The organism is Delftia sp. HK171 (genome assembly GCF_001886655.1).
GTDB classification, from domain to species: Bacteria; Pseudomonadota; Gammaproteobacteria; order Burkholderiales; family Burkholderiaceae_C; genus Comamonas; species Comamonas acidovorans.
The window spans coordinates 3,288,317-3,314,554 of sequence record NZ_CP018101.1; the positions used below are offsets into that span (position 1 = coordinate 3,288,317).

Consider the following 26,238-nt stretch of genomic DNA (forward strand, 5'->3'; position numbering starts at 1 on the left):
CAAAGACATTTTCATGAACAAAGAAACCATCTACCAACGCATCGTCGAAATCCTGACGGAAACCTTCGATATCGAGGCGGAGCGCATCACGCCCGAAGCCCGGCTCCATGACGACTTGGACATCGACAGCATTGATGCCGTGGATCTGATCGTCCAACTGAAGCCTCTGGTCGGCAGGCGGCTCAATGCCGAGGCCTTCAAGTCGGTGCGCACCATCCAGGACGTGGTGGATGCGCTGCATCAGCTGATGCAAGAAGACAGCGCCGTCGCCTGAGGAACACGCCTGCCATGCGCAAAACCGCGACAGGCCTTGTGCTGCTGGCCACGGTGCTCTATCCGCTGGCCGTCTATGCCGCGTTGGGGCGTGTGGCTGCGCACTGGATTGCCGCCGCATTGGTGGTGCTGGCGCTGGCGCGTGCCTGCAGCAGCCGCGAAGGATTTTGGTGGGTGGTCGCTGCGGGGGCGGCGGCGCTGTCTGCCGTCTCGTGGTGGCAGGGCAATGGCCTGGCGCTCAAGTTCTATCCGGTGCTGGTCAATGCCGTGCTGCTGGCCGGCTTTGGTTGGAGCCTGTGGTTTCCACCGTCGGTGGTGGAGCGCCTGGCCCGGCTGCGGCAGCCTGATCTGCCTGCGCCGGCCGTGCGCTACACCGCCCGGGTGACGGCCGTTTGGTGCGTCTTCTTTGTCTGCAATGGCGCGGTGGCGGCAGGTACGGCCCTGTATGGCAGCGACGAGGCCTGGGCCTTGTACAACGGTTTGATCGCCTATGGGGCCATGGGGCTGCTGATGGCGGTGGAGTGGCTGGTGCGCCAGCGTGTGCGCAGGCGCCATGGACATGTGTGAGGCAAGGATGACGGCCACAAAGAGCGAACAAGGTCTGGCACTGGCATGGGTGGCATTGGCGCAGGTGGCACTGCCGCAGTCCAGGGGCGCAGGGCATGTGGTGGCAAGGCCGCAGGATGCGGCGGTCACGCACGCGCAATGGGTCGATGCTGTCCGGGCGTGGTGCGCGGCCTTCCAGCGTGTGCAAGGGGCGGAAGTGGCCTTGTACTGCGGCAATACGCTGACCTTTGCCGCTGCGCTATGGGGCGCCTGGCACGCGGGCAAGACGCCGGTGCTGGCCAGTGACCTGCATGCGCACACGCTGTCGGCGCTGCTGCCCCAGGTGGCTGCCTGCGCGGGCGAGTTGCCCCAGGCCCTGGTGCCTGATGCCGCTGGCGCGGACGGCGTGGTACTGCAGCCCCTGGACATGCACAAGGCGCGCGTCGTGCTGTTCACGTCCGGCTCCACGGGGGTGCCCGAGCGCATTGAAAAGCGGCTGTCGCAGCTGGATGCCGAAGTGCAGGCCCTGCAGGTCGTGTTCGGTGTCGGCATGGCGCAGGGGCCGCACGTGCAGGTGCTCTCCACCGTGGCGCACCATCACATCTACGGCCTGCTGTTCCGCATTCTGTGGCCGCTGGCGGCTGGCCGCGCCATGGGCACGCATCTGGCGCACTATCCCGAGGATCTGGTGCAGCCACTGCAGCAGGCGCCGCGCAGCCTGCTGGTATCGAGCCCCGCCATGCTCGGCCGCTTGCCGGCGCACCTGGACTGGTCGCAGGCGATGGAGCGGCTGGGCGGCGTGTTTTCCTCCGGCGGCCCACTGGCCGAGAGCGCCGCGCAGCACACGCTGCAACTGCTGGGCCATTCGCCCACCGAAGTCTTCGGCAGCTCTGAAACGGGCGGTATCGCCTGGCGCCGCCGCGCAGAACACGGCGAATCCTGGCAGGCCCTGCCTGGCGTGGAGCTGCGCCTGTCGGACAGCGGGCTTCTTGCCGTGCGCTCGCGCCATCTGCCTGATGCGCAGCTTTGGTGGGAGACGGCCGACCGTGCCTTGCCCGGCACCGACGGCCTGGGCTTCGTGCTGCAGGGGCGTGCAGACCGCATTGTGAAGATTGCCGAAAAAAGGGTGTCTCTGACCGCCATGGAGCGTGTTCTGGAAACCCATGGTGGAGTCCGGCAGGCCAGGGCCGTGGTGCTGGAGCAGCCGTCCGGCGCCAGCGGCATCGCTGGCGGTGCGCCGCAGCGCGTGGGCATGGTGGTGGAGCTGTGCGAAGCGGGCTGGCAGGCGTTGCAGCAGCAGGGCCGTCGCGGCATGGGTCAGGCGCTGCGCTCGCTGCTGCAACCCTGCGTGGACCGCGTGGCCTTGCCGCGCCACTGGCGTTATGTGGAGCGCATGCCCATGAATGCGCAGGGAAAGACCACGCATCACAGCCTGCTGACCTTGTTCAATCCCGTGATTCCCTTGCCGGCATGGCAGGAGCGCAGCGCGCAGCGCGCCACGGCGCAACTGCTGGTGCAGCCCCGGCTGCGCGTGCTGGAGGGGCATTTTCCCGAGGCATCCCTGGTACCCGGCGTGGCGCAACTGCATTGGGTGGTGAGCCTGGCGACCCAGGCCTTCGGTCTGGAGCACGGATTTGCCGACGCGCAACTGCTCAAATTCCAGCAGCCCATCCTGCCCGGCGATACGGTGCAGATGCAGCTGCAGTGGCAGCCCGAGAAAGGCTGCCTGCAGTTCGAATTGAGTTCCGCGCGGGGCGTGCATGCCAGTGGCCGCCTGCTGGAGCGCAGGCCATGAGGGCGCCTGGCTTTCGTCCCACGGCCCTGATCCCCGTCTACAACCACCCCGACACGGTGGGCGTGATGGTCCGGGGCTGCCTGCACGCCGGCCTGCCGTGCCTGCTGGTGGACGACGGCTCGGAGCCGCGCTGCGCCGCCGTGCTGGATGCGCTGGCAGCGCAGCACGCAGGGCAGGTCCAGGTGCTGCGCCTGGCAAGCAACCAGGGCAAGGGTGCCGCCGTGATGGCCGGCCTGCGCGCCGCGCTGGCCCAGGGCTGCACGCATGCGCTGCAGATCGATGCCGATGGCCAGCACGCCGTCAGTGACATTCCCGCCTTCCTGGCGCTGGCTCGTGCCCACCCGGGGAGCATGGTCTGCGGGGCACCCGCCTATGACGCCAGCGTGCCCAAGGCGCGTCTTTATGGCCGGTACCTCACCCATGTGTGGGTGTGGATCAACACCTTGTCGTTGGACATTCGCGATTCCATGTGCGGCTACCGCGTGTATCCGCTGAAGACCACGGTGGCGGTGCTGGACCGCACCCGCATGGGTCGGCGCATGGAATTCGACACCGAAGTGCTGGTGCACCTGCACTGGCGCGGCGTGGCCTTCGTGACCTTGCCCACGCCCGTGACCTATCCCGCCGATGGGCTGTCGCACTTCAGGGTCTGGAGCGACAACCTTCGGATCTCCGGCATGCACGCGCGCCTGTTCGGCGGCATGCTGCTGCGCAGCCCGCAACTGTTGGCGCGCCGACTGCGAACGCGGGGGGCGTCATGAGCGGGCCTTCCACACGCAGCCCGCACCACTGGGCGCAGATCGGTGAAAGCACCTGCGTGGGCGGCATGTGGTTGCTCTACCAGCTTCACCGCTGGCTGGGCCGCTGGCCCTTTTTGCTGTGCCTGTATCCGGTCGTCGGCTACTACTGGCTCACGCGCCCGGTGGCGCGGCGCGCTTCCCTGCAGTACCTGCAGCGCCTGCAACAGGCGCATGGCCTGTGGCCGCGCGGGCCGGGCTGGGTGCACGGTCTGCGGCACTTTGGTGTCTTTGCCCAGGTGATACTGGACAAGCTGCTTGCCGTAACGAACAGCTACCGCACCGAGCATGTGCGTTTGGAGGGGCAACAGCCCTTGTTGGACCTGATGGCCCGCGGGCAGGGGGCCGTGCTGGTGACCGCGCACATGGGCTGCGTCGAGCTGTGCCAGACCCTGGCCCGGCAATGCCCCGGCCTGCAACTGACCATCCTGGTGCATACCCGGCATGCCGAGCGCTTCAACCGCCTGCTGCGCCGCATGGCGCCGGACAGCGGGGTGCAGTTGCTGCAGGTCTTGGACTTCAACATGGCCACCGCCATGGCACTGGCCGACCGCGTGGCGCGCGGGGAGTTCATCGCCATTGCTGGTGACCGCGTTCCTGTGCATGAGAGCAAGACCACGCAGGCCCTGTTTCTGGGCCATGAAGCCGCCTTCCCCTGCGGGCCCTACATCCTGTCTGGCCTGCTCAAGTGCCCGCTGTATTTCATGGGCTGCGTGCATGAGGGGCGGGGCTATGCCGTCGAGTTCGTGCCGCTTGCCGCCCAGGTTGAACTGCCGCGTGCGCGGCGCGCGCAGGCGCTGGCCGGCTATGCCCGGCTTTACGCCCAGCAGCTTGAACGCCTGCTGTGCAAGGCGCCTTATGACTGGTTCAACTTCTTCCCGTTCTGGGAGCAGGGCATGCCTGCACCTGCACCCACGCATCCTCTCAACCATGGGTAATTTGCCCTTCACGCGGAGCCTTCATGGCCACTGACCAGGAAATCGCCTCGCGCGAGCGGCTGAGCTACGAGATCGAAGTCACGCCGGCGTTCTACGACATCGACGTGATGGAAATCGTCTACCACGGCCACTACGTGCGCTATCTCGAACTGGCTCGCAGCGCCTTGCTGGCCCACTTCGACTACGACTATCCCCGCATGCGCGACTCCGGCTACGGCTGGCCCGTGGTGGACATGCGTCTCAAATACGTGCGCCCGGCGCTGTTCGGACAAAAGCTCCGGATCAAGGCCACCATCACCGAGTGGGAAAACCGCCTGCGCATCGACTACCTGATCAGCGATGCCGCCACGGGCGAGAAAGTGAACACGGCCCACACCACCCAGGTGGCCGTGGACATGCGCACGCGCGAGATGTGCTTTGTCTGCCCTCCCGTGCTGTGGGAACGGCTGGGGGTGCAGCCATGACTTCCCGAGGGACGCGCCTGGCTGCATGGGGCATGGCCTGCGCCCTGGCCTGCACCTTGTCTCTTCCGACTGCCTTGCAGGCCGCGCCTACTGCCGGTGTTTCCGGCGTTGGCGACGGTTCCCAGACCGCCCAGGCCTCCCAAGTGTCACAGCAGGCTCTGCTGGCCCAGGTGCGTGAGCGCGTGCAGAGCGCGCCTGTGGTGCGTGGTCAGTTCACGCAGCTCAAGACCGTGCAGGGCTTCAGGCAGCCGCTCAAATCCTCGGGCGACTTCGTCGTGGCACGTGGCAAGGGCATCGCCTGGCAGGTGCGCCAGCCCTTTGCCTCGACGCTGATCGTCAGGCCCGACAGCCTGCTGTCGCGCGGCGCCGATGGCAGCACGGCCGTGCAGATGCGCGCGCAGGACGAGCCCGTGCTGCGCACCATCAATGCCATGCTGTTTGCCGTGGTGTCGGCGGACCTGGCGCAGCTCACCCACTACTTCGAGGTCAGCGGCCAGGTGCAGGGTGCCGGCTGGAGGCTCCACCTGGTGCCGCGCGACCCCGTGCTGGCCCAGTGGCTGCAGGCGGTGGACCTGAGCGGCCAGCAGTTTGTGCAGTCCGTGCAATTGCAGGAGGCGCGCGGCGACCGCAGCCAGATCCAGATGGCGAACCCCGTTGCCGAGCAGGCGCTGCGTGCGCAGGATGCCGCACTGTTTGACTGAGCCCGCGCCATGAGCACCAGTCCATCCCCCGCGCACGACACCCGCAGCCAGGACCGTCCCGGCCTTCTGTGGCGTGCAGCCGCATTGGCCTGGCTGCTGGCCGTGCTGGTGGTGGCCGTGCACCAATGGCATTTCTGGCATGGCCAGCGCATGGACACCGATGTGCTGGCACTGCTGCCGGTCAATGAACAGGCGCCCGAGGTGACGCGCGCCACGCAGCAGCTGGCCGACCAGTTGTCGCGCCAGGTCACCGTGCTGCTGGGTACGACCGACTGGGCCGGCAGCCGACAGGCCGCACAGCAGTTCCGGCAAAGCCTTTCACGTCAGGCGGCCGTGCCGCTGCGCGAGCAGGCGCTGGCGCAGCAGGTTTCCATGCAGGCGGCCCTGGATTTCTACCAGCCCTGGCGCCAGTCCCTGCTCACGCCGCAGCAGCGCGACCGGCTGCAGCATACGCCGGGCGAGGTCCTGGTGCAGCAGGTCCTGCAGGACCTGTACCAGCCCGGCCTGCAGGCGCGGTTGACCGACTGGACCCATGATCCCCTGGGCCTGTGGACTCCCTGGTGGTCGGCGCGCGCTGCGCAAAGCCATGCGCGGCCGCGCGACGGCGAGCTGTGGGTTGCCGGGCAGGGACAGCAGTGGGTGCTGCTGCAGTACGCGCTGTCGGGTTCGGCGTTTCGCCTGTCGGGCGAACCCGTGCTGCAGGACGCGCTGCAGCAGACCCTGGCCGATGTGCGCCGGCAGTGGCCCGATGCGCAACTGCTGATGGCCGGCGTACCGCTGCATGCCGAGGCAGCGGCCACGCAGGCGCATGGCGAGATCAACACGATCGGCTGGGGCTCCCTTGCCGCTGTCCTGCTGCTGGCGTGGCTGGCATTTCGCGCCGTGCGCCCGATGGCCCTGGTGGGCCTGTCCCTGCTGATCGGCACGGCGGTGGCGCTGAGCGTGACGGCGGCCCTTTTCGGCCAAGTGCATTTGCTGACCCTGGTGTTCGGCGCCAGCCTGGTGGGTGTGGCCGAGGACTATGGCATTCACTACTTTGCTGCCCGGCAGGGCGCCCCACGGCGCACGCCGCATGCGCTGATGCGTTCCCTGCTGCCGGCACTGTGGCTGGCGCTGGGCACCAGCGTGATTGCCTACCTGGCATTGGGCGTCGCGGCTTTTCCGGGATTGCGGCAGATGGCCGTTTTCTCCGTGGTGGGACTGGCCGCCGCCATGTTGACCGTGGTCTGCTGGTTCCCCTGGCTGGACCGGGGCCACATGCCCGCCAGCCCCGCTGCACGGCGCATAGGCCTGAGCCTGATGGGCTGGCCGCGATGGCGCGCAGCGCTGCCGGGTTCGGTGGTGCTGGGCGCCGCCATGGCGGCCTGGCTGGCGTGGGGCGGGCGCCTGAACATCCAGGACGATGTGCGCCAGCTGCAAAACGGCGCGCCTGCCCTGGTTGCCCAGCAGCGCCAGGTGGGTGACATGCTGGGCCTGCCCAGCCCGGCCCAGTTCTACCTGCTCGACGGGGCCAGCGACCAGGAGCTGCTACAGCGCGAGGAGCTGCTCAAGCAGCGGCTTGATGTGCTGGTGCAGCATGGTCAGCTTGCCGGTTACACGGCTGTGTCCGACTGGGTGCCTTCCGCCCGTCGCCAGAGCGAGGATCTGGCCCTGGTGCGCCGTGTCGAGGACCAGGTGCTGCAAGGGATCAATGCCCAATTGGGTGAGTCTTTCAGTGCGCCTGCCGCCGCACCGGTGCAGCCCCTGACCGTGCAGGCCTGGCTGGAGCAGTCCATCTCCGCGGCGGCCGGCCCCCTGTGGCTGGGCGAGCGCGATGGCCGTTGGCGCAGCATGCTCATGCTGCGCGGCGTGGCCGGTCAGGCCGCACTGCCGGGGCTGGCGCAGGCAGCGCAGGGGCTGGAGGGCGTGGTCTGGGTTGACAAGCCCGCCGAGATCTCCGGTCTGCTGCAGCGCTACCGCCTGTCGATGACGCAACTGCTGGTGCTGGGCCACGGCCTGGTGCTGGCCGCTCTGTGGCTGCGCTTTGGCCGCAAGGCCTGGCGAGCCTGGCTGCCCACCGTGCTGGCCAGCTTGGCGGTGGCGGTGGTTCTGTCCGTCTGGGGCCAGCCCTGGCAGCTTTTCAACGTGCTGGCGCTGATGCTGTTGCTGGGCGTGGGCATCGACTACGGCATCTTCCTGCAGGAGCACGAGGACGATCCCCACGCCTGGCTGGCCGTGGTGATCGGCGCGGCCAGCACCTGGCTGTCGTTCGGCCTGCTGGGCCTGTCCCAGACGCCGGCCTTGCGGGCCTTTGGCGTCACGCTGATGCTGGGCCTGCCGCTGGTGCTGGTGCTGGCGCCGCTGTTTCGCGCGCCGCCGCAGGCGCCTGCCGGCACCCCTCTCTGAAAAAGACACCGTACATGCAACGTACCGAACAGACTGAAATCCTGATCATCGGCGCCGGTCCCTCCGGCGCCGTGGCGGCGGGCCTGCTGCGCCAGCAGGGGCGCCGGGTGCTCATCCTGGAGAAGGAAGAGTTCCCGCGCTTTTCCATTGGCGAGAGCCTGCTGCCACAAAGCATGGCCTACATCGAGCAGGCCGGCATGCTGCAGGACGTGGTGGAGGCGGGCTTCCAGCACAAGAACGGCGCGGCCTTCGCCCGGGGCGATCTGCGCACGGCCTTCGACTTCCGTGACAAGTTCTCCTGCGGATGGGGTACGACGTACCAGGTGCAGCGCGCCCATTTCGACAAAGTGCTTGCCGATGCCGCCCAGAAGGCGGGCGCCGAGATCCGCTATCGCCATACGGTGACCGGCGTGGACGTGGCAGGCGCCCAGCCCCAGGTCACGGCCCGCACGCCGCAAGGCGAGGAATATGTGGTGCAGGCCCGCCATCTGCTGGATGCCAGCGGCTTTGCGCGCATCTTGCCGCGCATGCTGGGGCTGGAGCGGCCCTCCGGTTTTCCCGTGCGCGCGGCCCTGTTCACGCATGTCGAGGATCGCATCGCCGCACAGGACATGGACCGCGACAAGATCCTGATTTCCGTGCATCCCGAGCACCGGCATGTGTGGTTCTGGACCATTCCGTTTTCCAATGGCCGCAGCTCGCAGGGCGTTGTCGCCACGCCCGAATTCCTGGAGCGCTATGCGGGCTCCGAGGTCGAGCGCCTGCGCGCCATCATTGCCGAGACGCCCAGCCTCGCGCAGGTGCTGCGAAATGCCCGGTGGGACACGCCGGGTCGTTCGCTCACGGGCTACTCGGCCAATGTGACGGCGCTGTGGGGCCCGGGCTATGCCTTGCTGGGCAATGCGGGCGAGTTTCTGGACCCGGTGTTCTCCAGCGGCGTGACCATTGCCCTGAAGTCGGCCAGTCTGGCCGCCGACTGCATCGCCCGCAGCTGGCAGGGCGAGGCGGTGGACTGGCAACAGGACTATGCCCAGCCGCTGCAGGCAGGTGTCGATACCTTTCGTGCGTTCGTGCAGGGCTGGTACGACGGCAGCTTCCAGGATGTGATCTTCCACCCGTCGCATGCGCCGGACATCCGCCGCATGATCTCGTCCATCCTCGCCGGCTACGCCTGGGATGGACGCAACCCTTATGTGGCCGAGCCAGAGCGCCGCCTGAACGTGCTGAGCCAGCTTTGCCAGCCTGCGCAGGGGGTGCTGGCATGAGGCGGCTGCGCGATTTCCCGGCTTTTGCGCGCCGGCATGCGCCGGTCTTGCGCGCGGCGTGCTCCGTGAGCGCTGCCATCATCACGGCCAGCGCGCTGGCAGGCTGCTCCACCGCACCAGAGGCGCGTGCACCGCAGGGCGATGCCACGCCGCCGCGGCTGGCATTGCCGCCGGCTGCCCTGGGCTGCGAGCTGGCGCTGCAGCAGCATCTGGTGGTACAGGCGCCTGGCCAGCCCGCGCAGGAACTGGACGCGCTGCTGGAGGTCGATGCGCAGACGGTGCGCCTGGCCCTGGTCCACCTGGGGCAGCGCGTGGGCGTGATCGTCTGGGATGGGCAGCAACTGCAGACCGAGCTGTCACGCTGGTGGCCGGCGCAACTGGCGCCGGCGCAGGTGCTCGGCGACATGCAACTGGCGCTGTGGCCGGTGGACGCCATTGCGAGGGCCTTGCCCGCGTCCTGGATGCTGCAAGAGGTCGGAACACCCAGCGGATCGGCCAGCGGCTCGGCAAGCGGATCGGCCAGACGCCTGTCTCACCAAGGGCAGACGCGCGTCGAGATCCGGCCTGCCGGCGGCGATGCATTCGAGATCTTGTATGCCGCAGGCGCCTGGCAACTGCGCGTTGCCTCGCCCGGCGGCATGCGTCCCTGTGCCAATGCAGGGGAGGGCGCATGACCGCGATCACCCCGACGGCACAGGCCGTGTTTGTGCAAACCCTTTCAGCCACCAGCTCCCTGGGCGCCGATGCGGCCAGCCTGCGCGCCGCATTGTTCGCCACCCAGGCCCCCGACAGCCTGCAGTGCAGCGACCGCTACAGCCCGGGCCGGCACCTGCCGCTGGGCTGCCTGCCGCCCCACGTGGTGCTTCCCACGCTGGACTGGGCACCGCCGTCGCAGCGATCGCGCAACAACGCCCTGGCATGGCACACCGCCCAGGGCGTGCGCGGCTCGGTGGAGCAGGCACTGTCGCGCTGGGGGCCGGCGCGTGTGGGCGTGGTGGTGGGCACAAGCACGGCAGGCGTGCAGGAGGGCGAAGCCGCTGCCGCCCATTGGCAGGCACAGGGCCGGTTCCCGCAGGACTTTGACTACGCCTTGCAGGAAATGGGCAATGTGTCGGAGTTCCTGGCCCAGCACCTGGGCATCCAGGGGCCGGCGCACACCCTCTCCACCGCCTGCTCCTCCGGGGCCAAGGCGTTGGCATCTGCCGCGCGCTGGCTGCAGGCCGGCCTGGTCGATGCCGTGCTGGCCGGCGGGGTGGATGCGCTGTGCGCCTTCACCGTGGCCGGCTTCAGCGCGCTGCAGGCCGTGTCGGACAAGCGCTGCAACCCGCTGTCTGCCCGGCGCAGCGGCATCAACCTGGGCGAGGGTGCGGCGTTCTTCCTGCTGACGCGTGAGCCGGGTCCCGTGCGCCTGGCCGGTTGGGGCGAGACCCAGGATGCCCACCACATGTCGGCCCCCGACCCATCCGGCCAGGGCGCCATCCAGGCCATGGAGCAGGCGCTGCGGCGTGCGGCCATGCGGCCCGGTGACGTGGACTACATCAACCTGCACGGCACGGCCACGGTGCACAACGACGCCATGGAAAGCCTGGCCATACACAGCGTGTTTGGCGAAGCAACGCCCGTGAGCTCCACCAAGCCGCTGACCGGCCACACCCTGGCGGCCGCTGGGGCGCTGGAAGCGGCCATGGCCTGGCACCTGCTGCACGACAACCCGCAGGGCCGGCTTCCTGCGCACTGGTGGGATGGCGAGCAGGCGCCCGAACTGCCCGCCCTGGCCGTGGTCCGCCCGGGTATGGCGCTGGGCCGTGCTCCCCAGGCAGTGCTCAGCAATTCCTTTGCCTTTGGCGGCAGCAACTGCGCCCTGCTGCTGGCCGCTGCCTGAGGAGCCGTCGAGATGAACGCATTTCTACCGATTGAAAACTACATGCCCCATCGCGGCGTGATGCTGCTGCTGGACTGCCTGCTCGATGCATCCGCCGACAGCGCCCATGCGCAGGTCACCGTGCCGCGTGATGGCCTGTTTCTGCAGGACGCCGGAATGCCCGCCTGGGTGGGGCTGGAGTACATGGCCCAGACCGTGGCCGCCTGGGCTGGCTGGCAGGCGGTGCAGGCCGGGCGGCCCGTCAAGCTGGGTTTTTTGCTGGGCACGCGCAAGTTCCAGGCGGCCTGCGCGCATTTTTCCCCGGGCAGCGTGCTGCGCGTGAGCGCGCACTGCGAACTGGTGGGCACCAATGGCCTGGGCATGTTCGATTGCCGCATCCAGCCCCTGGGCGAGGACAGCGTGCTCGCCCAGGCCCGCATATCCGTTTACGAACCAGACAATGGCAGCGCATTCATACAGGCGCTGGAGCAAGAAGGAGTTGGACAAGCATGAGTGCAATCGCCCAGCCAGCCACGGTGCTGGTGACAGGGTCGAGCCGGGGCATAGGCCGGGCCATCGCCCTGCGCCTGGCGCGCGATGGTTTCGACATCGTGGTCCATTGCCGCAGCGGCCGCGAGCAGGCCCTGCAGACGGTGGCCGACATTGCTGCGCTGGGCCGCCAGGCCCGCGTGCTGCAGTTCGATGTGGCAGACCGCTCTGCCTGCGCTCAGGCGCTTGAGGCGGACATGGAACAGCACGGCGCCTACTACGGCGTGGTCTGCAATGCCGGCATCGCCCGGGACAACGCCTTCCCTGCCATGACGGGCGAGGAGTGGGATGCCGTGGTGCATACCAACCTGGATGCGTTCTACAACGTGCTGCACCCGGTGGTCATGCCCATGGTGCGCCGCCGCAAGCCGGGACGCATCGTGACGCTTGCCTCGGTCTCCGCCCTGATGGGCAACCGGGGGCAGGCCAACTACAGCGCGGCCAAGGCCGGGGTGATCGCTGCGACCAAGTCCCTGGCCGTGGAGCTGGCCAAGCGCGAGATCACGGTCAATTGCGTGGCGCCCGGCCTGATCGACACGGAAATGGTCAGCGAGGAAGTGCTCGAACATGCCTTGGCGCTGATTCCCATGCGCCGCATGGGCACGGTGGACGAGGTAGCGGGTGCGGTCGCCTTCCTCATGGGCGGCGAGGCCTCGTACATCACGCGCCAGGTCATCTCCGTCAATGGAGGGATGGTGGGATGAGCGCAGCAAGCAAACGGCGTGTGGTCGTCACGGGCGTGGGCGCCTTGAGTCCCCTGGGCCACGACTGGTCTGCGGTGCGGGAGCGACTGCGCACCGGGCGAACGGCCATCCGGGTGATGGAGGAATGGGCTGCCTATGAGGGCCTGAGCACCCGGCTGGGCAGCACCGTGCCATCCTTCGATCTGCCGGCGCACTACAACCGCAAGACCATGCGCAGCATGGGCCGCGTTGCCCTGATGGCCACGCGCGCCAGCGAGCTGGCACTTGCCGATGCCGGCCTGCTGGGCGATGCCTTCGTCAAAAGCGGGCACATGGGCGTGTCCTATGGGTCTTCTGCGGGGACGCCCTCGGCCATCGGCGACTTCGGCCGCATGATGGCCGACAAGAGCACCGAGGGCATCAACGCCAACACCTACATCAAGATGATGTCGCACACGGCGGCAGTGAACATCGGCGTGTTCTTCGGAACCACGGGCCGCGTCATCACGACGTCCAGCGCCTGCACCTCGGGCAGCCAGGGCCTGGGCTATGCCTTCGAGGCCATTCAGAGCGGCAAGCAGCTTGCCATGCTGGCCGGCGGGGCCGAGGAGCTGGATGCCACGCAGGCGGCGGTGTTCGACACCCTGTTTGCGACCAGCGTCAAGAACGACAGCCCCGAGTGCACTCCCCGTCCATTCGACGCCCGGCGCGACGGCCTGGTGCTGGGTGAGGGCGCCTGCACCTTCGTGCTCGAAGAGCTGGAGCATGCACTGGCCCGGGGCGCATGCATCCGGGCCGAGTTGATCGGCTTTGCCAGCAACTCCGATGGCACCCATGTGACGCAGCCCAACGCCGCCACCATGGCCCAGGCCATGCGCATGGCGCTCGAAGACGCGGGGATCGAACCCTCGGAGGTCGGCTACGTCAACGCCCACGGCACGGCCACGGACCAGGGGGACATTGCCGAATCGCAGGCCACCCGCGAAGTGCTCGGCAGCCAGGTGCCCATCAGCAGCCTCAAGGGTTACATGGGCCACACGCTGGGCGCCTGCGGCGCGCTGGAAGCCTGGATGAGCATCGAGATGATGCGTGAAGGCTGGTTCGCAGCCAACGCCAATCTGCAGCAACCCGATCCGCGCTGCGCCGATCTGGACTACGTCATGGGCGAGCCGCGTGCCTTGCACACCGATATCGTCATGAGCAACAACTTTGCCTTTGGCGGCATCAACACCTCATTGATTTTTCGACGTTGGAAGCAACAGGAGCCAGTGAAATGAAACAGACGAGAACCGCCGCCATTGTCCTGGTCCTTGCCCTGGCCGCAGGCAGCGCGGTGGCACGAAGCACAGACATCTATGAACCCCCGGCCGTCATGTGGACCGCCTCGCCCGAGACCACGACGCAGCAGTTGCACGATCGCATCGTGGTGGCGGCAAAGTCGCTGGGCTGGATGGTGGTCGGCGACGAGCCGGGCCGCCTGGAGCTGCACTACGACAAGCAAGGCAAGCACCAGGTCAACATCGCGGTGCACTACAACACAGATACCTACCGGATCAGCTATCTGCACAGCGTGAATCTGAATTACTCGGAAGGCGATGGCAAGCGGGAGATCCATCCCAACTACAACCGCTGGGTCCGGAATCTGATGAAGAAAATCAGTACCCCGTAGTCCATCGCTGTCCCTGTTCCATGCTTTTTTTACAGAGAGGGAGTTTCCATGAGAAAGATGATCTTGGCAGCCATGGCGCTGGTGGTCGCAACGGCGGTACATGCCCGCAACGAAGCAGTGATGCTGCCGCTGGCCGACGTGGTGAAGCTGGGCCTGGAGCAGGGCAAGCTCGACGGCAGCGTGAGCTTTCACCTGTCCGGTGCCAGCACGCCCGCCATCTCCGAAAAGCTGGGCGATGACGTGTCCAACAAGAAAACCAACGGCGTGGGCAAGGACGATGCCACGGCCTGCAACTGGGCAGCGCTGTCTGCCTTGATCGCCTTCGAGGCCAAGGCCAAGCAAAAGGGTGCCAACGCCGTGGTGGACCTGCACAGCTTCAACAAGAAGCAATCCACCCGGGATCCAGTCAATTTCGAATGCCGTGCAGGCAATGTGATGGCCGGCGTCACCTTCAAGGGCACCTATGCCCGCGTAGGCCGGTGATTTGAGCGCGCCGGCCGCCTGCGCCTTGCTGGTGGGTGCGCAGGCGCCCTTGTGGGCAAATGCGCAGTCGCTGGCTGCGGGCTGGCTGACGGACTCGGAGCGGGAGCGCCATGCCGGCATGCGCGAGGCGCGCCAGCGCGAATTCATCGCCTGCCGCTATGCCATGCGCCTGCTGCTGGCCGGCGGGCAAGATGCCGCATCGACCTGGCGGCTGGCAGCGCCCCGCAATGCCGCTCCCTACGTGGAGCAAGGCGGGGAGGGCGGCATTTTTGGAGCGCAGCCCCATTTGAGCCTCTCGCACAGCGCCGGCTGGCTGGCCTGCGCCGCCGCACAAGGCCCGGTGGGCGTGGACATTGAGCGGCGGGCAGAGCGCCGCCAGCGCGACGTGCATGCCATGGCCGAGATGGTGTGCTCCCCGCCCGAACACGCATGGCTTCAGGCGCAGGACGGAGCCCGCCTGCAGCACGGCCTGGTGCAGCTGTGGAGCCTGAAGGAGGCCTATTTCAAGAGCCTGGGCCAGGGCCTGGACTTTGTCCGGATGCGGCAGCTTGCGTGGGCACCGGCCTCCGCTGCGCTCGACACGGCCCGGCAGCCCCTCGCCCACGGCCGCCTGTGGCAAGGCAGGGATTGCGATGCACAGGCCGTGTGCCTGGCGCTTTGCATGCCTGGGCCCCTGCCCGAGGTGGCTATGTACGTGCAGGGCGAGGTGGCCTGGCACGCAGTTTCGGATTGGCGGCTCGTTGAGCTTGCCTGACCTCTGACGGGCAACTGCTGGTGATCTCGCTGGCCTGTGATCTCCGGGTTGATACTTAATGTCTGAGCATGTATAGACAACTGCAGTCAGCCCTATCAAGGAGATGCATATGGACCGAGGCAGGCTGTTCCGGGGTTGGTACATCGTGGGCGCCGTCCATGTGCTGCTGGCGCTGATTTTTGGTGCCGCCTACTCGTTCGGGGCATTTTTTTTCAGCATCCAGGCACAGTTCGGCGCCAGCAGCTTCTCCACGGCTTCCATCTTTTCATTGACGGCACTGATCTACTACGCCGTCGGCGTGTTCTCGGGCGCCTGGAGCGACAGGACCTCGGTGCGCACCGTCACCTCGGCCGGCATTGTGCTGCTGTCGCTGGGATTTGCGGCCAGCAGCCTGCTGACATCATCGCTGGCGGCTTTCCTGGGTGCCTTCTGTGCGCTGGTCGGGCTGGGAGTTGGTCTGGTCTACGTGCCTGCTGTCTCCACCATTCAGCGCTGGTTCGTGCTGCGGCGCAGTTCGGCTTCGGGTATCGCGCTTGCCGGCACCGGACTTGGAACCCTGCTCGGGCCCGTGGTGGCTGGCGCACTCATGGAGCATCTGTCCTGGCAACTGACCATGCAGGTCTATGCCGCAGCCATCGCACTGGCCGGCCTGGCTGCCGCAGCCGCCCTGCGAAGCAGGCCCGAGGAGCTGGGCCTGCATCCCGATGGCATCCAACCCGGCGGCGCCAAGGCTGCGGGGCAGACGGGCCAAGGTGTGGTGGGCGTCGGCCTGGGGCAAGCGGTCCGGCAGGCGCGCTTTTGGTGGTATTTCGCCGCCATCTTCTTCGGCTCCATCGGCCTGTTCCTGGCGCTGATCCACATCAATCCGCTGGCACGTCAGCAGGGGCTGCCGGCCGCGCAGGCCAATCTGTTGATCGGGCTGATCGGCGTCGGCAATGTGCTTGGGCGTCTGGTGCTGGGGCGGCTGGGCGACAGGATGGGGCCGCTGCGCTTTCTGATGCTGCTGACCGCGAGTCTGGCCCTGCTGTGCGGGCTGTGGTCCATGGCGCAAGGCTTCACGGCCCTGGCGGGATTCGCGTTGGCATTCGGTGCAGTCAATGGCGGCTGCATCGCGCTGTACCCGGCCGTGGCTGCCACCTGGTTTGGCACGCGGAGCCTGGGCGCCATTCTGGGTGCGCTCTACGTGTCGGTCGGTATTGCTGCCGTGGCAGGGGGCAGCCTGGCGGGGCTGCTGTTCGATCTGTCGGGCAGCTACACATCGTCCATCCTGCTGGCGGGCGGCAGCGCCGTACTGTCGGCCCTCGCGGTGCGGATGGCGGCGCGCGCAGGAGGCGCGAAGCCACAAGCATGACCCAACGAAAAAGCCCCAGACTCTTGCGAATCTGGGGCTTCTTGTTTGGTGCCGGAGAAAGGAATCGAATAGCTGTGTTGGTATGTGCTTGTCTTGCACAAAGTCATGCAAATCAACAAGTTTTGATTGTTTCAAAAAGCGGCATGTGCAGCGGAAATACATGTTTGCACAACGTTTGCCCCCAATTTCCGCCACTTTTCCCCCATGGCGAAGCCCAAGAAAACTGCCTCCGGCACCTACCGAATACAGATCGACGTGAAGGGGGTGACCGAGGAGCAGTTGCAGCACGTGGTCGAGCAGCTGCCTCGCAAGAGCCGCGGCCGACTCGACATGGTTGGCGCCCGCGTTGCCGAGGGCCGGTGGCAGATGGAGCGCCGCATGCAGATCCTGTGCAGCCTGCCGCAGTACAGCCGCCTGTTGGACACGCACGCCGGCTTCATGCCCTGGGTGCTGGCGCAGGGCATCAAGAATGCCCGCGCCAAGCTGACCGACGTGCTGCTGTGGTGGTGCGACCGCAAGTGCCCAGGATGTGGCGGCGTCAAGCTGGGCGAGATGGCGATCTGCGAGACCTGCAAGGGCTTTGGCACCCGTGAAGTGCCGCACGAAGCCGAGGGCCTGCTGATCTCCGAGCACATTGGCGAGCATGTGGACCGCGCCCGCTGCGGCACCATCGCCGCGCTGAAGCTGATGAAGGGCCTGAAGGTGGTTGCAGCCCAGGCGGTGAGTCTGGCAAGACATTGAAGCGATGGGGGGAAACATCACACGTCCCTAAAGATCACTAGCCCGCTGTCAATGCCCGCGGGCTTTGTTTTTCCGGGTACAGAGCGAATGAATGTTGCGAAGGCGGGAGAGCGCCTTCCCTTACGCTGCGCCGGCTGACTGGACCACAGGTGCGAGTGAGCAGCAGGGAGTACAACGAAGGTGAGGCGAGGTGTTTCTATCTTCCTCATCTCTGAGGAGAGCGCCATGACTTCATCGATTTCGCTTAAGTACCTGCTGGGACGGCCTGTTGACCCGGATCTTGCTGAGCAGGCCGTTCAGGGGCATGGTGTGCCCTCGCAAGATCCTGATCCCTCCGCACAGATTCGGATGACCAAAGAGGAGTCAGTCCGTGAATCAAAGTCAACCATGGTGGCCGGCTTCATGATGGTTGGCGCAGTGGTGGGGGCGGGAGTCGGCGCCGTAGCTGCTGGCCCTGCAGGCATTTTTGTTGGCGGCGCCCTGGGAGGCTTGATAGGCGCTGGAGCCGGAGAGGCAGCGGGTATGGCGACAGTAGCGCGTGAGGCCTGAAGGCGTCCTACCTGCCATAAATTCTTCTTGATACGCTTCGTATCCCTCCCCTGCTGGCTCCGTCCAGCAGTTACCTACCCTGGCTTGCTTTGGTAGGTTTTTTTTCAGTGACCCCGCTGACGCTGCCTGGTCAGTTGCGGTCAAGCTGCGCGAGGTAGTGGCAGATATCAATCCGCGCGTCATACACCGCAGACAACCAATTTCCCGCTATCGGATGAGAGCCGGAGGTTGGCTTCAGGTGCAGAGCTGCCTCATTGACTGCAGGGGAAAAAAATGCAGCAACTGCGCAAGCTGGGTCCTTCCCGGCGCGACGCGTGGCAGCGGCATCGGCCTTGAGATCTCTTTTGAGCGCGATGTATTGGTCCCTGATCTGCTCGACCCGTGCGGTGACCGTTTTGTTGTCGCCGATTGCGCGCAACAGTAGCGTGCAACGCTCCTCGTAGCTGCGTAGCCGCAGCCGGATGGCGTTTGTATCGGCGTGGTCGAATGGCTCGGTCATCGGACCAGTCTATAGAGAACGTTAAGTGACTCATCCCAGACCGGGGGAGTACACATGTTTGCACAGTGGTTGCGCCACCTTCGGGTGGCTTCGTTGTTTCCGCCGCCATCAGAAGCATCCATGCAAAGCATGGATGGCATGGGGGATGCGAGGCTTGCGAGTGTGCAACGGCACTCGCCGCCGAATCGCTCAGCTCTCTGCTACGTCGATGAGCAGGGAAAGGTAGTTGTCAAGAGCGCGTTCGGTTGTCGCGAGCTCCAACTCTGGGCCACCGGTAGAAGTTCCGATGCGGATGGCGTCTCGGTCAATCAGAAGCGCCTCATGAGCGTGGGCTGCTTGCTCAGGTGTGATGGTCTCAATCAGCCGCACCACGACAGTGGCCAGCGCGCTCAGTTCACCGGCGAGCACATCCATACGTTCATTGTTCAAAAATTTATCCCAGTAGGTTTAAAGATGCATCTTAACTGGCGGCCATAGGCAGGCGGCATCCTTATGTCCAAGCTCCAGACATTGAAGAGTACGCTGCCCGTGCTGGACAACCGTCGCGTGCAGACGATGCAGGCCGGCAGCTGGCGCACCAGCGACCAGACAGCACAGCGGGGCTACGGCTACAAGTGGCAGAAGGCGGGCGAGCAGTTCCTGCGCGAGCACCCGCTGTGCCTTATGTGCCAGGTGCAGGGCAGGGTCTAGGCGGCCACGGTTGTTGACCACATCACCCCGCATCGCGGGGACCAGTCGCTGTTCTGGCGGCGCAGTAACTGGCGCTGACCGGCGTTTGTTCCTGCTGCGCGTGCGGTAGTGGACCGCTCATGGCCAGGAGCGGTCTCTCGTCTAGCCAGCTCCGTCGAGTGCCCCGCTGACAAAGGGTTCAATCGTCTGCCGGCGCAGAAGGACCATAGCTAGCTCAGCTTCATGCCTTGTGAAGAACGGAACGGGCGGACTTGACCCCCTGATGTCAACCTCTGTCAGATGCCAAGCCCCGGCGCTTTCGGTCAGCTGAATTCCCCAGTCGCCAAACTCCTTTGGCAAACCCTCCGACTCGATGTAGCGCAACACCTGGTTTCAGCAACGGGTCGGCCTGCGACAGTCGAGCCGCCCTGGTCGAGATCGACCGCCGCGAGGGCTACGAGGTGCGGCTGCTGGCCGCGCTTACAGCCTGCGTGCGACCCCTGATGACGCGTCTAGTCTCAAAGCAGAAGTAAGTGCAGTAAATTATCTGACAACTTCAAAGAATCTTATTAGCAGCGGTTCTCTTGATTTATTTGGCTTTGCGTCGGAGTAACAACGACAAAAAGGCGATTATCGAAGACAAAGCGACTAATCCAAGTTCACCAATGGTTGGTACTGCAGTGATTGTCGGTTTGGGAGGCGTTATGTTTGTAAGGGTGACATTGCCGGTCGATGTTCCGCCTCGGCCATCAGAAATCTCATACTGAAATGAGATAGGATCTGTAGTATTGCCAGAGGGGGAAAAGGTGATTTCTCCTGCTGCCGAGACTCCGATGCTTCCGCCTGTTATCAAAATGTTTGATGGAGTACCGCGAGTAATTGGATTTCCATTAATGCTGGTGATTTGCAAAGTATCCGAATCTGCGTCGGTATCGTTCGCCAAAATATTTAGTATGGTGGGCGAGTTAGGTATAGAGTATTTGTCCGGATTGGCTATCGGCAGATTGTTCTGGATTTTTGGATTGGTGTAAGTCTGGAAGTTGTAGAAGCCGACAACTTCACCCGTTGAATCAAGGCCCACCCAGCGAATCTCTTTTATGAAGAGACCAGCCGCAATATCAGAAGGAGACAAAGTCACTCCGAATTTCTGAGGTGGGGAATCAGAAACGTTTGTGGCATCAGAAACTATTGCGCTCGTTCCATCGCTTGCAAAAATTTGAAGATTAGATCTCTCAAATAAATCGTTCCAATCGACGAAATCGAAGCTGAAAGCGGCAGTTGCTGAGTTGGCTAGTTTAAAGGAAATGCCATTCTCCGTGTTCAATGCGGCAAATATTCCTGGAACTGCTGGTGCGCGGGGGTTCCAAAATAGACACTCCTCCAAATAATTTGATGTCCCTGATCCAGAATTTAATGCGTGACAATATTTTGAAGGAGACCAAGCAGTGCTTATATTGGAGCCGTAAGCTTCTACAGTGAAGCCATTCCAAATATCCGGATTTCCTGCGCTTCCTATGGGCTTCAGGTTTACAGAGGAGCTGAAATCTTCATGAGTGGCGAATGTCCCTGAACCAATGGCAGAGAGGAAACCGGCTTGGTCGTCGATGAAGGTTGAAAATGTCGCCGCCTGGCTGCTCGTGACCCAAGAAAAAATCACCAGAAAGGCCAATTCTTTTGGTGTCGGTATTCCAAAACGCATGTTGATCGTCCATAGAGGGAATTTATGAAGAAGGGGAGCGTGATGGAAATCATTCTTATTATCAATAAGGGTTTTTGTGAAAGTTTGTCAAGAGGATTTTGGGGGCACTTAGCCTTTGCTCACTGCTAGCTAGCGGTATGTAAGAGGCCGAGAGCAGGTTCAAACAATCCAGCAACGATTAACGAACAAGCGTCTAGATACATGATTTTAAGGGTTAATACCTACATCTAAATTCCATGTAGTTGTTGTGAGAAATGTATGCAACATGGATTTTTGTGTTAACCGCAGGTCAATCTGGGGTGACAGCTATTGCAGTGCCGAAGTCGGATCTGCAACGCAGAATGACTTTATAAAAAAATGTTAATTTTTGGCATGAGATGTTACTTGTCGATAGCTGTAGGGCATGATGAGAATGGCCTATCGATAACGCAAAACTGAGCATTTTGCTTAAGCAAAACAGGATGGGTTTGGTTCGAAGCGGATGCTTGTTTAGTAAGCTTGCGAATTCCGCTCTGTGAAAATCCTGAATAGCGATTCAAGAGGCTCTCGGCATGGGTAATAGATATAGCTCTCCCGATATTTCTGATATTGACGAACTCTATCCGCTGCAAGGACCTGCTCCTAAAAAGGGGTGGGGTGTATATATAGTTCCATTGGCATACGGTCCATATATTAAAGCATGTGAATGCTTAGAAGTTGGGCAATGGGGGTTGATTCCAACGACGTCGCCAAGCAGGCGTCCTTTAAATTTGGATGGTTCCCCTATGTCAACGGAAAAAGCGTTCAGAGAAACGTTGAGCAATGATTACGTCTTTGGCCCGTCTTGGCATGCAGGCCGAAGGTGTCTTATTCCAGTGAGCAGCTGGATCGAGAATTACTCTGGTTTATCTGGTCGCAGTATTAATTGGATGTTCCGGCGTTCCGACGGAAAGCCTGCAATGTTGGCAGGGCTTTATAGTGAATGGATCGATCCGGTGAGCGGAGAGAAGGTGCCGAACTACACGGTGATCACACAAGATGCCGGAGTGCATCCAATTCTCTCTCTCATGCACAGGCCTGGCAGAGAAAAGAGGTGTGTGGTGGTTCTGGAGCGCCAAGACTGGGATGCTTGGCTGCATTGCACTCCGGCCCAAGCAGATTCATTGATTAAGTTGCCCATGATGGGGACGTTGAAGAGCGGGGCAGAAAACCCAGACGAAGAAGCTCTGTTGCCTCTTGAGCAGTTGCGCGCATTAAAGGCAGGTGGTTAATTTGGTGCTTGCTATCCAATCGCGTGGTAATTTATCAAGTTTTTTCTCGTGCGGAAATCAGCTATAAATTAGGCTTGGTAATCTTGTTGAGAATGGTGAGAGCATGGAATTAAATATTTATGAGATTCTGCTATTCATTGCAATACAATTAATTTGCTTCTCATTTTTCATGATTGTATTCTGGACATATTGTATTGTTATGAAGACAAAAATAATAGAATCTTTTAATATCTTAGTTTTTTTCTTTGGAGTTGCGATTTCTGTCGTTGCTACAAAATTTATTACACCGTAGCGGATTTCTATTGAAATTGCCGTACCGCATCTCGTCAAGATTTGCTGCGCATATTTTTTGTTAAAAGACTGAGTGGGAAGATAAAGATCACTCCGCGTCCGGTATCAGGAACTTATGCAAGGCCGTCAAGCCATGATCTACACGCTGCACATAGATATGCAGGTTTCTGGTTGCTATACGGACCGGATCTTGCATGGGAATGTCGAGCTCTTCGAGTTCCAGGCGGCAACTCTCTCCGGTGCAATCCGAGATGGTTATTCCGTTGGCAACTTGCTGCGACTAGAGGGATTCCACATCTGGTATGGCCATGTCTCCATCGGCACCACGTCTCTCTATGCCATGTGCCACGACGCCGAGACGCTGGCGCAGCGGCTAGTGAGCCTGCATTCACAGTTCGGCGGGTAGGGGGAGCGCAGCCCGAACTGTCTTGGTCGGATCTGAAATCCGAGTAAGTTGAAGGCACTTGGTGTGCTGGTGAGGGTACGGAGAGGCCTGAGGAAGAAGCGCCGCTGCGGGCGAGCCAGCTGCAAGCGCCATCGGCTGAACAGGTGGCTTGAGCTGCCGAGGCTCAGGCATGCTTTGGCAGCTGCAAAACAAAAAGGGAAATTGAGTTTCCCCAATTTCCCTCAGAATCCTTGCGGAACCCGCATGGATGCTATGTTTTTGGTGCCGGAGAAAGGAATCGAACCCTCGACCTTCTCATTACGAAGGACTCGTAGAGTTCTCTTCCCTCTGGTACGGGTCAGTGTGGGCCCGGTGTTTTTGAATGTTCAACTACATCGGAGCTACAGATGCAGAACCGTGGAAAAGACCATCTGGCGGGGCTTTCGCAACGTCAGCAGCGCTCCACCCTGGGGACAAAAGGGGAGGGGCCGCAAAGCGGAGGGGACGAAGGCCCCTCGGGGGCTGGAGCGAAGCGTAAGGAGGGGGTGCAACCCCCTGAAGACTGCGTGCAAGATGAAGAGCGTCAGTTTTCTCAAGGTCTGCGCGTTCAAGGCGACGCGTATTGGAACTGCGCAAAGGAGCAGGCCGCTGCCATGACCTTAGGGCAGGCGTCCAAGCAGCTTTGCAGCAGCACAGCCCTGCTGCTGAGACTGGCTAATGCAAGCAAGGGAGAAGATGCCATTGTGGTTCGTCGCTGGCTGCGGAGCATGGGCATAGCTGCTGGCATTGCGGCTGCAGCTTCTGAAGCTGTCGATGGGTGGAGCAAGCAATGAACCAGCCACGCAAGCCACGAACTGTGTTTGAGCACTCACGGGAGCCGGCTGAGCTGTCCACCATTGACATGCTGGAAGCGATGTTTCGCAACCCGATGACCAGGGGGCTGATTTCGAATCCGAAGGTTCGAGTCGTGCAAGAAGTTGATCCCACAACAGGCCGCGTGACGTACTCACTTCGGTCTCCAGACGATCCCAGCTACGACGAGGACACAACACCATCAGTCTGATGCTATTGCGCTAGATGAGGTATTCGCATTAGCATCGGCACTGCAAAAGACGGGAGTGGTGTCCCGGTCAAACCTTAAAACACCCGGTCAACTTGCCATGCGGGCGGCGATCATTGCCACAACATGCCCCGGCGTGACCATCAGCCAAAGTTGCTTTTGCGAATCCCTACAACATAGGGTTCGCTGCGGCATGGCTATCTCCCTGTACGCAGCGAACCCCAGAGCATGGAGTTCGCATGACCTTTTCTGATTCTTCGGGTTCTTGGATAGACGCTGGCAGCGCAGCGGGTGGGGCCCCGCTTTGCGGGGAGGCGCCGGCTGCGCTGCCAGCGGCAACGAAGAGCTACAGTGACCACGGGCGGCCCGATCTTCCCCGTGTAGTAACCACGGGGAGAAAGAACACCAAGCAGGTGCCGCATTGCGCGGGGATTGATCTCGAGACCGGCGAGCCGGTTGAACTGCACGTGACTACGCGGGGTTACGCCATCACTCGGCACGTTGTGCCAATTGAGCCCGTGCGGGATGGCGTTGCCCTGATTGACGCCCTGGCTTTCTCTGTTGTCCCTCCAGATGAGCTTTCCTATGCCTGGGTGCTGCAGGAGATGTCTGCATTCCTCGATATCGAGAGCGTGGAACATCGCAAGGGCCTGTTTGGCTTCCGTTTCTCGGCTCGCTTCGGTGATGGCGCGGGCATCATCGCTTGGGGTGGCGAGAGCCAGCGAGGCCGGGTGTACTTCAGCCTCATGGGCAAGGGATGCTCCATGGTCAGAAACTGGGCTGAGCTGGCGTGCTGGCTGGAGCGGCATCGGGCCACCATCAAGCGAGCTGACTTGGCTTATGACGACTTCGCGGGAAAGCTGGTTTCCATCGCCTGGGCCATACAGCAGTATCAGGGAGGCGGTTTCAACGCTGGTGGGCGTAAACCGGTCCATGCCTGCTACGGGGACTGGCTGGAAGGGGATGCGTCCACAAAGGGGCGCACCCTAGGCATTGGAAACCGCGCGAGTGGCAAGTACGCCCGCATCTACGAGAAGGGTAAGCAGCTCGGTGATCCCTCCAGCCCATGGACGCGCGTCGAGGTCGAATGGCGCGCAGAAGACAGGTTCATCCCGTATGACATCCTTGTACGTCCTAGCCACTATCTTGCTGGCGCTTACCCTTGTCTGTCGTTCCTGAGCCAGGAGCAGTCGGTAATCAAAACCGTTGCCAAGGCGGCCCAGATCGCGTTCGACGCTGCGGTGAGCAACGCCAAGCAGCATTGCGGCAAGCTGATTAACCTCATGATGCAGGTCATGCAGGGCGACTATGCCGTAGTGGTCGATAAGTTGATCCGGCCAGGAATTCCAGCACGCATAGACCCCTACAGTTATCACGTCAAACACAACCCAGCGATGCTGGATTGGGAACTGCGGGGAGGTGCTGTATGAGCCTCTACAAGCGTGCAAATTCGCCGTATTGGTGGATTCGACTTTCGCCGATCAAGGGCGAGCTCAAGCCCCTGCAAATTTCCAGCGGTACAGCCAATAAGCGCCAGGCACAGCAGTACCACGACAAGATCAAGGCTGAGCGTTGGGAGCAGGACAAGCTGGATGTGAAACCTCGCCGCACTTGGGATGAGGCGGCAGAGCGATTCTTGGCGGAGACCACGCACAAGCGGACGCAGGCCTGGGACAAGTCCATGCTTCGGTGGTTCCACCCACATCTAGGGGGGAAAGCTTTGGACGAGATCAATCGGGCACTTTTGGATGAAGTGAAGGCCAAGCGAGCCAAAGGCGTTTCGCCTGGGACTGTCAATCGCTATATGGCCCTGGTGCGCGCGATCTTGCGCAAGGCCTGCAACGACTGGGAATGGCTGGATCGTGTGCCCAAGGTTGGGATGCTGCGGGACAAGGGCGGACGCATCCGAGCTCTGACGAAAGACGAGTTCGCTCGTCTGCTTGAGCAACTGCCCGAACACCTGCGCGATATGGCCATCTTCTCAGTTGCCACCGGCTTGCGGCAGGGCAACGTCACCAAGCTGCAGTGGCGCCAGATCAGTCTGGAGCGTCAGCATCTATGGGTGGCCGCGGAAGATCATAAAAACGGCAAGGCGCATGCAGTGCCGCTGAACGAGCCAGCCATGCAGGTGCTGCACAAGCGGAAGGGTGATCATCCGACCCATGTCTTTACCTACGAAGGCCGTCCCATCGTGCAGGTGAATACGAAGGCATGGCGGGCTGCACTCAAGCGCGCCGGCATTGAGGATTTCCGCTGGCATGACCTACGGCATACCTTTGCCACTTGGCATCGGCAGGCCGGCACACCTACGCATGAACTGCAGCGCCTGGGCGGCTGGAAGACTTTGGAAATGGTCGAACGCTATGCCCATGTGGCACCGGAAGGCTTGCAGATCGCGGCGTCGCGCCTTGATAATGTGTTCGCCGGGACATTCTGACTACACAGAAAAGCCCCTGGCTCTTGCGAACCAGGGGCTTCTTGTTTGGTGCCGGAGAAAGGAATCGAACCCTCGACCTTCTCATTACGAATGAGCTGCTCTACCAACTGAGCTACACCGGCGACAGACAAAAATTATAACGGC

At 62.8% G+C, this 26,238-nt stretch carries 30 protein-coding genes and 1 tRNA gene; 27 read left to right on the forward strand and 4 right to left on the reverse strand.

From position 1 onward, the window contains the following. Nucleotides 1-13: 13 nt before the first annotated feature. The 20 genes from BO996_RS14940 (at nucleotide 14) to BO996_RS15035 (ending at nucleotide 17,804) form a co-directional block, all read left to right on the forward strand. Complete coding sequence (locus BO996_RS14940) at nucleotides 14-274, forward strand: acyl carrier protein (RefSeq protein WP_071955331.1); 261 nt, start codon at nucleotides 14-16, stop codon at nucleotides 272-274. A gap of 14 nt (nucleotides 275-288) precedes the next feature. Next, nucleotides 289-840 (forward strand): hypothetical protein, encoded by a 552-nt coding sequence (locus BO996_RS14945; protein ID WP_071955332.1) that lies wholly within the window; start codon nucleotides 289-291, stop codon nucleotides 838-840. Nucleotides 841-847: 7 nt separating this feature from the next. After that, nucleotides 848-2,614 carry an AMP-binding protein gene (locus BO996_RS14950; RefSeq protein WP_071955333.1) on the forward strand — a complete coding sequence of 589 codons (1,767 nt, stop codon included), beginning with the start codon at nucleotides 848-850 and terminating at the stop codon, nucleotides 2,612-2,614. Beyond that, entirely contained in the window at nucleotides 2,611-3,375 is a 765-nt protein-coding gene (locus BO996_RS14955; RefSeq protein ID WP_071955334.1) for a glycosyltransferase family 2 protein, read from the forward strand. Before BO996_RS14950 ends, BO996_RS14955 begins: the two co-directional genes overlap by 4 nt. Further along, a complete protein-coding gene (locus BO996_RS14960) occupies nucleotides 3,372-4,349 on the forward strand; it encodes an LpxL/LpxP family acyltransferase (RefSeq protein WP_071955335.1) in 978 nt (325 codons plus the stop codon). Before BO996_RS14955 ends, BO996_RS14960 begins: the two co-directional genes overlap by 4 nt. Nucleotides 4,350-4,372: 23 nt before the next feature. Beyond that, a complete protein-coding gene (locus BO996_RS14965; protein ID WP_017406826.1) occupies nucleotides 4,373-4,813 on the forward strand; it encodes an acyl-CoA thioesterase in 441 nt (146 codons plus the stop codon). After that, entirely contained in the window at nucleotides 4,810-5,514 is a 705-nt protein-coding gene (locus BO996_RS14970; protein WP_232240319.1) for an outer membrane lipoprotein carrier protein LolA, read from the forward strand. Before BO996_RS14965 ends, BO996_RS14970 begins: the two co-directional genes overlap by 4 nt. Nucleotides 5,515-5,523: 9 nt before the next feature. After that, nucleotides 5,524-7,899 carry an MMPL family transporter gene (locus BO996_RS14975; protein ID WP_071955337.1) on the forward strand — a complete coding sequence of 792 codons (2,376 nt, stop codon included), beginning with the start codon at nucleotides 5,524-5,526 and terminating at the stop codon, nucleotides 7,897-7,899. A gap of 14 nt (nucleotides 7,900-7,913) precedes the next feature. After that, nucleotides 7,914-9,164 carry an NAD(P)/FAD-dependent oxidoreductase gene (locus BO996_RS14980; RefSeq protein WP_071955339.1) on the forward strand — a complete coding sequence of 417 codons (1,251 nt, stop codon included), beginning with the start codon at nucleotides 7,914-7,916 and terminating at the stop codon, nucleotides 9,162-9,164. 65 nt (nucleotides 9,165-9,229) lie between these two features. Beyond that, the gene (locus tag BO996_RS14985; RefSeq protein WP_198041234.1) at nucleotides 9,230-9,838 is read left to right on the forward strand and encodes a DUF3261 domain-containing protein; all 609 of its coding nucleotides are present in this window, start codon (nucleotides 9,230-9,232) and stop codon (nucleotides 9,836-9,838) included. Then, a complete protein-coding gene (locus BO996_RS14990) occupies nucleotides 9,835-11,046 on the forward strand; it encodes a beta-ketoacyl-ACP synthase (protein WP_071955343.1) in 1,212 nt (403 codons plus the stop codon). The genes BO996_RS14985 and BO996_RS14990 overlap by 4 nt, the downstream gene beginning before the upstream one ends. A gap of 12 nt (nucleotides 11,047-11,058) precedes the next feature. Further along, nucleotides 11,059-11,538, forward strand: a complete 480-nt coding sequence (locus BO996_RS14995) for an ApeP family dehydratase (RefSeq protein ID WP_071955345.1) — start codon at nucleotides 11,059-11,061, stop codon at nucleotides 11,536-11,538. Beyond that, complete coding sequence (locus BO996_RS15000) at nucleotides 11,535-12,278, forward strand: 3-ketoacyl-ACP reductase FabG2 (RefSeq protein ID WP_071955347.1); 744 nt, start codon at nucleotides 11,535-11,537, stop codon at nucleotides 12,276-12,278. The genes BO996_RS14995 and BO996_RS15000 overlap by 4 nt, the downstream gene beginning before the upstream one ends. Then, on the forward strand, nucleotides 12,275-13,534 hold the full coding sequence (locus BO996_RS15005; protein ID WP_071955349.1) for a beta-ketoacyl-ACP synthase: 1,260 nt from the start codon (nucleotides 12,275-12,277) through the stop codon (nucleotides 13,532-13,534). The genes BO996_RS15000 and BO996_RS15005 overlap by 4 nt, the downstream gene beginning before the upstream one ends. Next, a complete protein-coding gene (locus tag BO996_RS15010; protein ID WP_071955351.1) occupies nucleotides 13,531-13,926 on the forward strand; it encodes a hypothetical protein in 396 nt (131 codons plus the stop codon). The genes BO996_RS15005 and BO996_RS15010 overlap by 4 nt, the downstream gene beginning before the upstream one ends. A 48-nt stretch (nucleotides 13,927-13,974) precedes the next feature. Then, nucleotides 13,975-14,409: an excinuclease ATPase subunit gene (locus BO996_RS15015; RefSeq protein WP_071955352.1), complete on the forward strand. Its 435-nt coding sequence runs from the start codon at nucleotides 13,975-13,977 to the stop codon at nucleotides 14,407-14,409. Nucleotide 14,410: 1 nt separating this feature from the next. Further along, a complete protein-coding gene (locus BO996_RS15020) occupies nucleotides 14,411-15,163 on the forward strand; it encodes a 4'-phosphopantetheinyl transferase family protein (protein ID WP_071955354.1) in 753 nt (250 codons plus the stop codon). Nucleotides 15,164-15,272: 109 nt separating this feature from the next. Next, nucleotides 15,273-16,514 (forward strand): MFS transporter, encoded by a 1,242-nt coding sequence (locus BO996_RS15025; protein ID WP_071955356.1) that lies wholly within the window; start codon nucleotides 15,273-15,275, stop codon nucleotides 16,512-16,514. Between the two features lie 204 nt (nucleotides 16,515-16,718). After that, entirely contained in the window at nucleotides 16,719-17,255 is a 537-nt protein-coding gene (locus BO996_RS15030) for a hypothetical protein (protein ID WP_232240320.1), read from the forward strand. 225 nt (nucleotides 17,256-17,480) lie between these two features. Further along, the gene (locus tag BO996_RS15035) at nucleotides 17,481-17,804 is read left to right on the forward strand and encodes a hypothetical protein (RefSeq protein ID WP_071957117.1); all 324 of its coding nucleotides are present in this window, start codon (nucleotides 17,481-17,483) and stop codon (nucleotides 17,802-17,804) included. A 130-nt stretch (nucleotides 17,805-17,934) separates the two neighbouring features. Here BO996_RS15035 and BO996_RS15040 read toward each other — a convergent pair whose 3' ends face one another. Both BO996_RS15040 and BO996_RS15045 read right to left on the reverse strand, forming a co-directional pair. After that, nucleotides 17,935-18,303, reverse strand: coding sequence for a hypothetical protein (locus BO996_RS15040; RefSeq protein WP_071955357.1), 369 nt, complete (start codon nucleotides 18,301-18,303; stop codon nucleotides 17,935-17,937). A gap of 189 nt (nucleotides 18,304-18,492) precedes the next feature. Further along, nucleotides 18,493-18,732, reverse strand: a complete 240-nt coding sequence (locus tag BO996_RS15045) for a hypothetical protein (protein ID WP_141441621.1) — start codon at nucleotides 18,730-18,732, stop codon at nucleotides 18,493-18,495. Nucleotides 18,733-18,795: 63 nt separating this feature from the next. On the opposite strand from BO996_RS15045, the gene BO996_RS15050 reads away from it, so the two are divergent. After that, entirely contained in the window at nucleotides 18,796-18,993 is a 198-nt protein-coding gene (locus tag BO996_RS15050; RefSeq protein ID WP_232240321.1) for an HNH endonuclease, read from the forward strand. A gap of 568 nt (nucleotides 18,994-19,561) precedes the next feature. Here the strand turns inward: BO996_RS15050 and BO996_RS29080 are convergent. Next, complete coding sequence (locus BO996_RS29080; RefSeq protein WP_156897960.1) at nucleotides 19,562-20,671, reverse strand: Ig-like domain-containing protein; 1,110 nt, start codon at nucleotides 20,669-20,671, stop codon at nucleotides 19,562-19,564. Nucleotides 20,672-21,222: 551 nt separating this feature from the next. Here BO996_RS29080 and BO996_RS15060 point away from each other — a divergent pair. The 6 genes from BO996_RS15060 to BO996_RS15080 all read left to right on the forward strand — a co-directional run bounded on the left by BO996_RS15060 (nucleotide 21,223) and on the right by BO996_RS15080 (nucleotide 26,094). Beyond that, nucleotides 21,223-21,921 carry an SOS response-associated peptidase family protein gene (locus BO996_RS15060; RefSeq protein WP_071955361.1) on the forward strand — a complete coding sequence of 233 codons (699 nt, stop codon included), beginning with the start codon at nucleotides 21,223-21,225 and terminating at the stop codon, nucleotides 21,919-21,921. A 424-nt stretch (nucleotides 21,922-22,345) separates the two neighbouring features. Continuing rightward, a complete protein-coding gene (locus tag BO996_RS15065; protein ID WP_071955364.1) occupies nucleotides 22,346-22,618 on the forward strand; it encodes a hypothetical protein in 273 nt (90 codons plus the stop codon). Between the two features lie 386 nt (nucleotides 22,619-23,004). Next, nucleotides 23,005-23,430 (forward strand): hypothetical protein, encoded by a 426-nt coding sequence (locus tag BO996_RS29085; RefSeq protein ID WP_156897961.1) that lies wholly within the window; start codon nucleotides 23,005-23,007, stop codon nucleotides 23,428-23,430. Then, nucleotides 23,427-23,660, forward strand: coding sequence for a hypothetical protein (locus BO996_RS29090; RefSeq protein ID WP_156897962.1), 234 nt, complete (start codon nucleotides 23,427-23,429; stop codon nucleotides 23,658-23,660). Before BO996_RS29085 ends, BO996_RS29090 begins: the two co-directional genes overlap by 4 nt. 236 nt (nucleotides 23,661-23,896) lie before the next feature. Then, nucleotides 23,897-25,087 carry a replication initiation factor domain-containing protein gene (locus BO996_RS15075; RefSeq protein ID WP_083571159.1) on the forward strand — a complete coding sequence of 397 codons (1,191 nt, stop codon included), beginning with the start codon at nucleotides 23,897-23,899 and terminating at the stop codon, nucleotides 25,085-25,087. Beyond that, nucleotides 25,084-26,094: a tyrosine-type recombinase/integrase gene (locus tag BO996_RS15080; RefSeq protein WP_071955370.1), complete on the forward strand. Its 1,011-nt coding sequence runs from the start codon at nucleotides 25,084-25,086 to the stop codon at nucleotides 26,092-26,094. The genes BO996_RS15075 and BO996_RS15080 overlap by 4 nt, the downstream gene beginning before the upstream one ends. A gap of 46 nt (nucleotides 26,095-26,140) precedes the next feature. On the opposite strand, the gene BO996_RS15085 is transcribed toward BO996_RS15080, so the two are convergent. Beyond that, a tRNA-Thr gene (locus BO996_RS15085) sits at nucleotides 26,141-26,216 on the reverse strand. Nucleotides 26,217-26,238 lie beyond the last annotated feature (22 nt).

Bases quoted from the DNA above. Each gene is read 5' to 3' on its own strand.
- BO996_RS14940 (WP_071955331.1), top strand. From the start codon at position 14: ATGAACAAAGAAACCATCTACCAACGCATCGTCGAAATCCTGACGGAA.
- BO996_RS14945 (WP_071955332.1), top strand. From the start codon at position 289: ATGCGCAAAACCGCGACAGGCCTTGTGCTGCTGGCCACGGTGCTCTAT.
- BO996_RS14950 (WP_071955333.1), top strand. From the start codon at position 848: ATGACGGCCACAAAGAGCGAACAAGGTCTGGCACTGGCATGGGTGGCA.
- BO996_RS14955 (WP_071955334.1), top strand. From the start codon at position 2,611: ATGAGGGCGCCTGGCTTTCGTCCCACGGCCCTGATCCCCGTCTACAAC.
- BO996_RS14960 (WP_071955335.1), top strand. From the start codon at position 3,372: ATGAGCGGGCCTTCCACACGCAGCCCGCACCACTGGGCGCAGATCGGT.
- BO996_RS14965 (WP_017406826.1), top strand. From the start codon at position 4,373: ATGGCCACTGACCAGGAAATCGCCTCGCGCGAGCGGCTGAGCTACGAG.
- BO996_RS14970 (WP_232240319.1), top strand. From the start codon at position 4,810: ATGACTTCCCGAGGGACGCGCCTGGCTGCATGGGGCATGGCCTGCGCC.
- BO996_RS14975 (WP_071955337.1), top strand. From the start codon at position 5,524: ATGAGCACCAGTCCATCCCCCGCGCACGACACCCGCAGCCAGGACCGT.
- BO996_RS14980 (WP_071955339.1), top strand. From the start codon at position 7,914: ATGCAACGTACCGAACAGACTGAAATCCTGATCATCGGCGCCGGTCCC.
- BO996_RS14990 (WP_071955343.1), top strand. From the start codon at position 9,835: ATGACCGCGATCACCCCGACGGCACAGGCCGTGTTTGTGCAAACCCTT.
- BO996_RS14995 (WP_071955345.1), top strand. From the start codon at position 11,059: ATGAACGCATTTCTACCGATTGAAAACTACATGCCCCATCGCGGCGTG.
- BO996_RS15000 (WP_071955347.1), top strand. From the start codon at position 11,535: ATGAGTGCAATCGCCCAGCCAGCCACGGTGCTGGTGACAGGGTCGAGC.
- BO996_RS15005 (WP_071955349.1), top strand. From the start codon at position 12,275: ATGAGCGCAGCAAGCAAACGGCGTGTGGTCGTCACGGGCGTGGGCGCC.
- BO996_RS15010 (WP_071955351.1), top strand. From the start codon at position 13,531: ATGAAACAGACGAGAACCGCCGCCATTGTCCTGGTCCTTGCCCTGGCC.
- BO996_RS15015 (WP_071955352.1), top strand. From the start codon at position 13,975: ATGAGAAAGATGATCTTGGCAGCCATGGCGCTGGTGGTCGCAACGGCG.
- BO996_RS15025 (WP_071955356.1), top strand. From the start codon at position 15,273: ATGGACCGAGGCAGGCTGTTCCGGGGTTGGTACATCGTGGGCGCCGTC.
- BO996_RS15030 (WP_232240320.1), top strand. From the start codon at position 16,719: ATGGCGAAGCCCAAGAAAACTGCCTCCGGCACCTACCGAATACAGATC.
- BO996_RS15035 (WP_071957117.1), top strand. From the start codon at position 17,481: ATGACTTCATCGATTTCGCTTAAGTACCTGCTGGGACGGCCTGTTGAC.
- BO996_RS15040 (WP_071955357.1), bottom strand. From the start codon at position 18,303: ATGACCGAGCCATTCGACCACGCCGATACAAACGCCATCCGGCTGCGG.
- BO996_RS15050 (WP_232240321.1), top strand. From the start codon at position 18,796: ATGTCCAAGCTCCAGACATTGAAGAGTACGCTGCCCGTGCTGGACAAC.
- BO996_RS29080 (WP_156897960.1), bottom strand. From the start codon at position 20,671: ATGCGTTTTGGAATACCGACACCAAAAGAATTGGCCTTTCTGGTGATT.
- BO996_RS15060 (WP_071955361.1), top strand. From the start codon at position 21,223: ATGGGTAATAGATATAGCTCTCCCGATATTTCTGATATTGACGAACTC.
- BO996_RS15065 (WP_071955364.1), top strand. From the start codon at position 22,346: ATGATCTACACGCTGCACATAGATATGCAGGTTTCTGGTTGCTATACG.
- BO996_RS29085 (WP_156897961.1), top strand. From the start codon at position 23,005: ATGCAGAACCGTGGAAAAGACCATCTGGCGGGGCTTTCGCAACGTCAG.
- BO996_RS29090 (WP_156897962.1), top strand. From the start codon at position 23,427: ATGAACCAGCCACGCAAGCCACGAACTGTGTTTGAGCACTCACGGGAG.
- BO996_RS15075 (WP_083571159.1), top strand. From the start codon at position 23,897: ATGACCTTTTCTGATTCTTCGGGTTCTTGGATAGACGCTGGCAGCGCA.
- BO996_RS15080 (WP_071955370.1), top strand. From the start codon at position 25,084: ATGAGCCTCTACAAGCGTGCAAATTCGCCGTATTGGTGGATTCGACTT.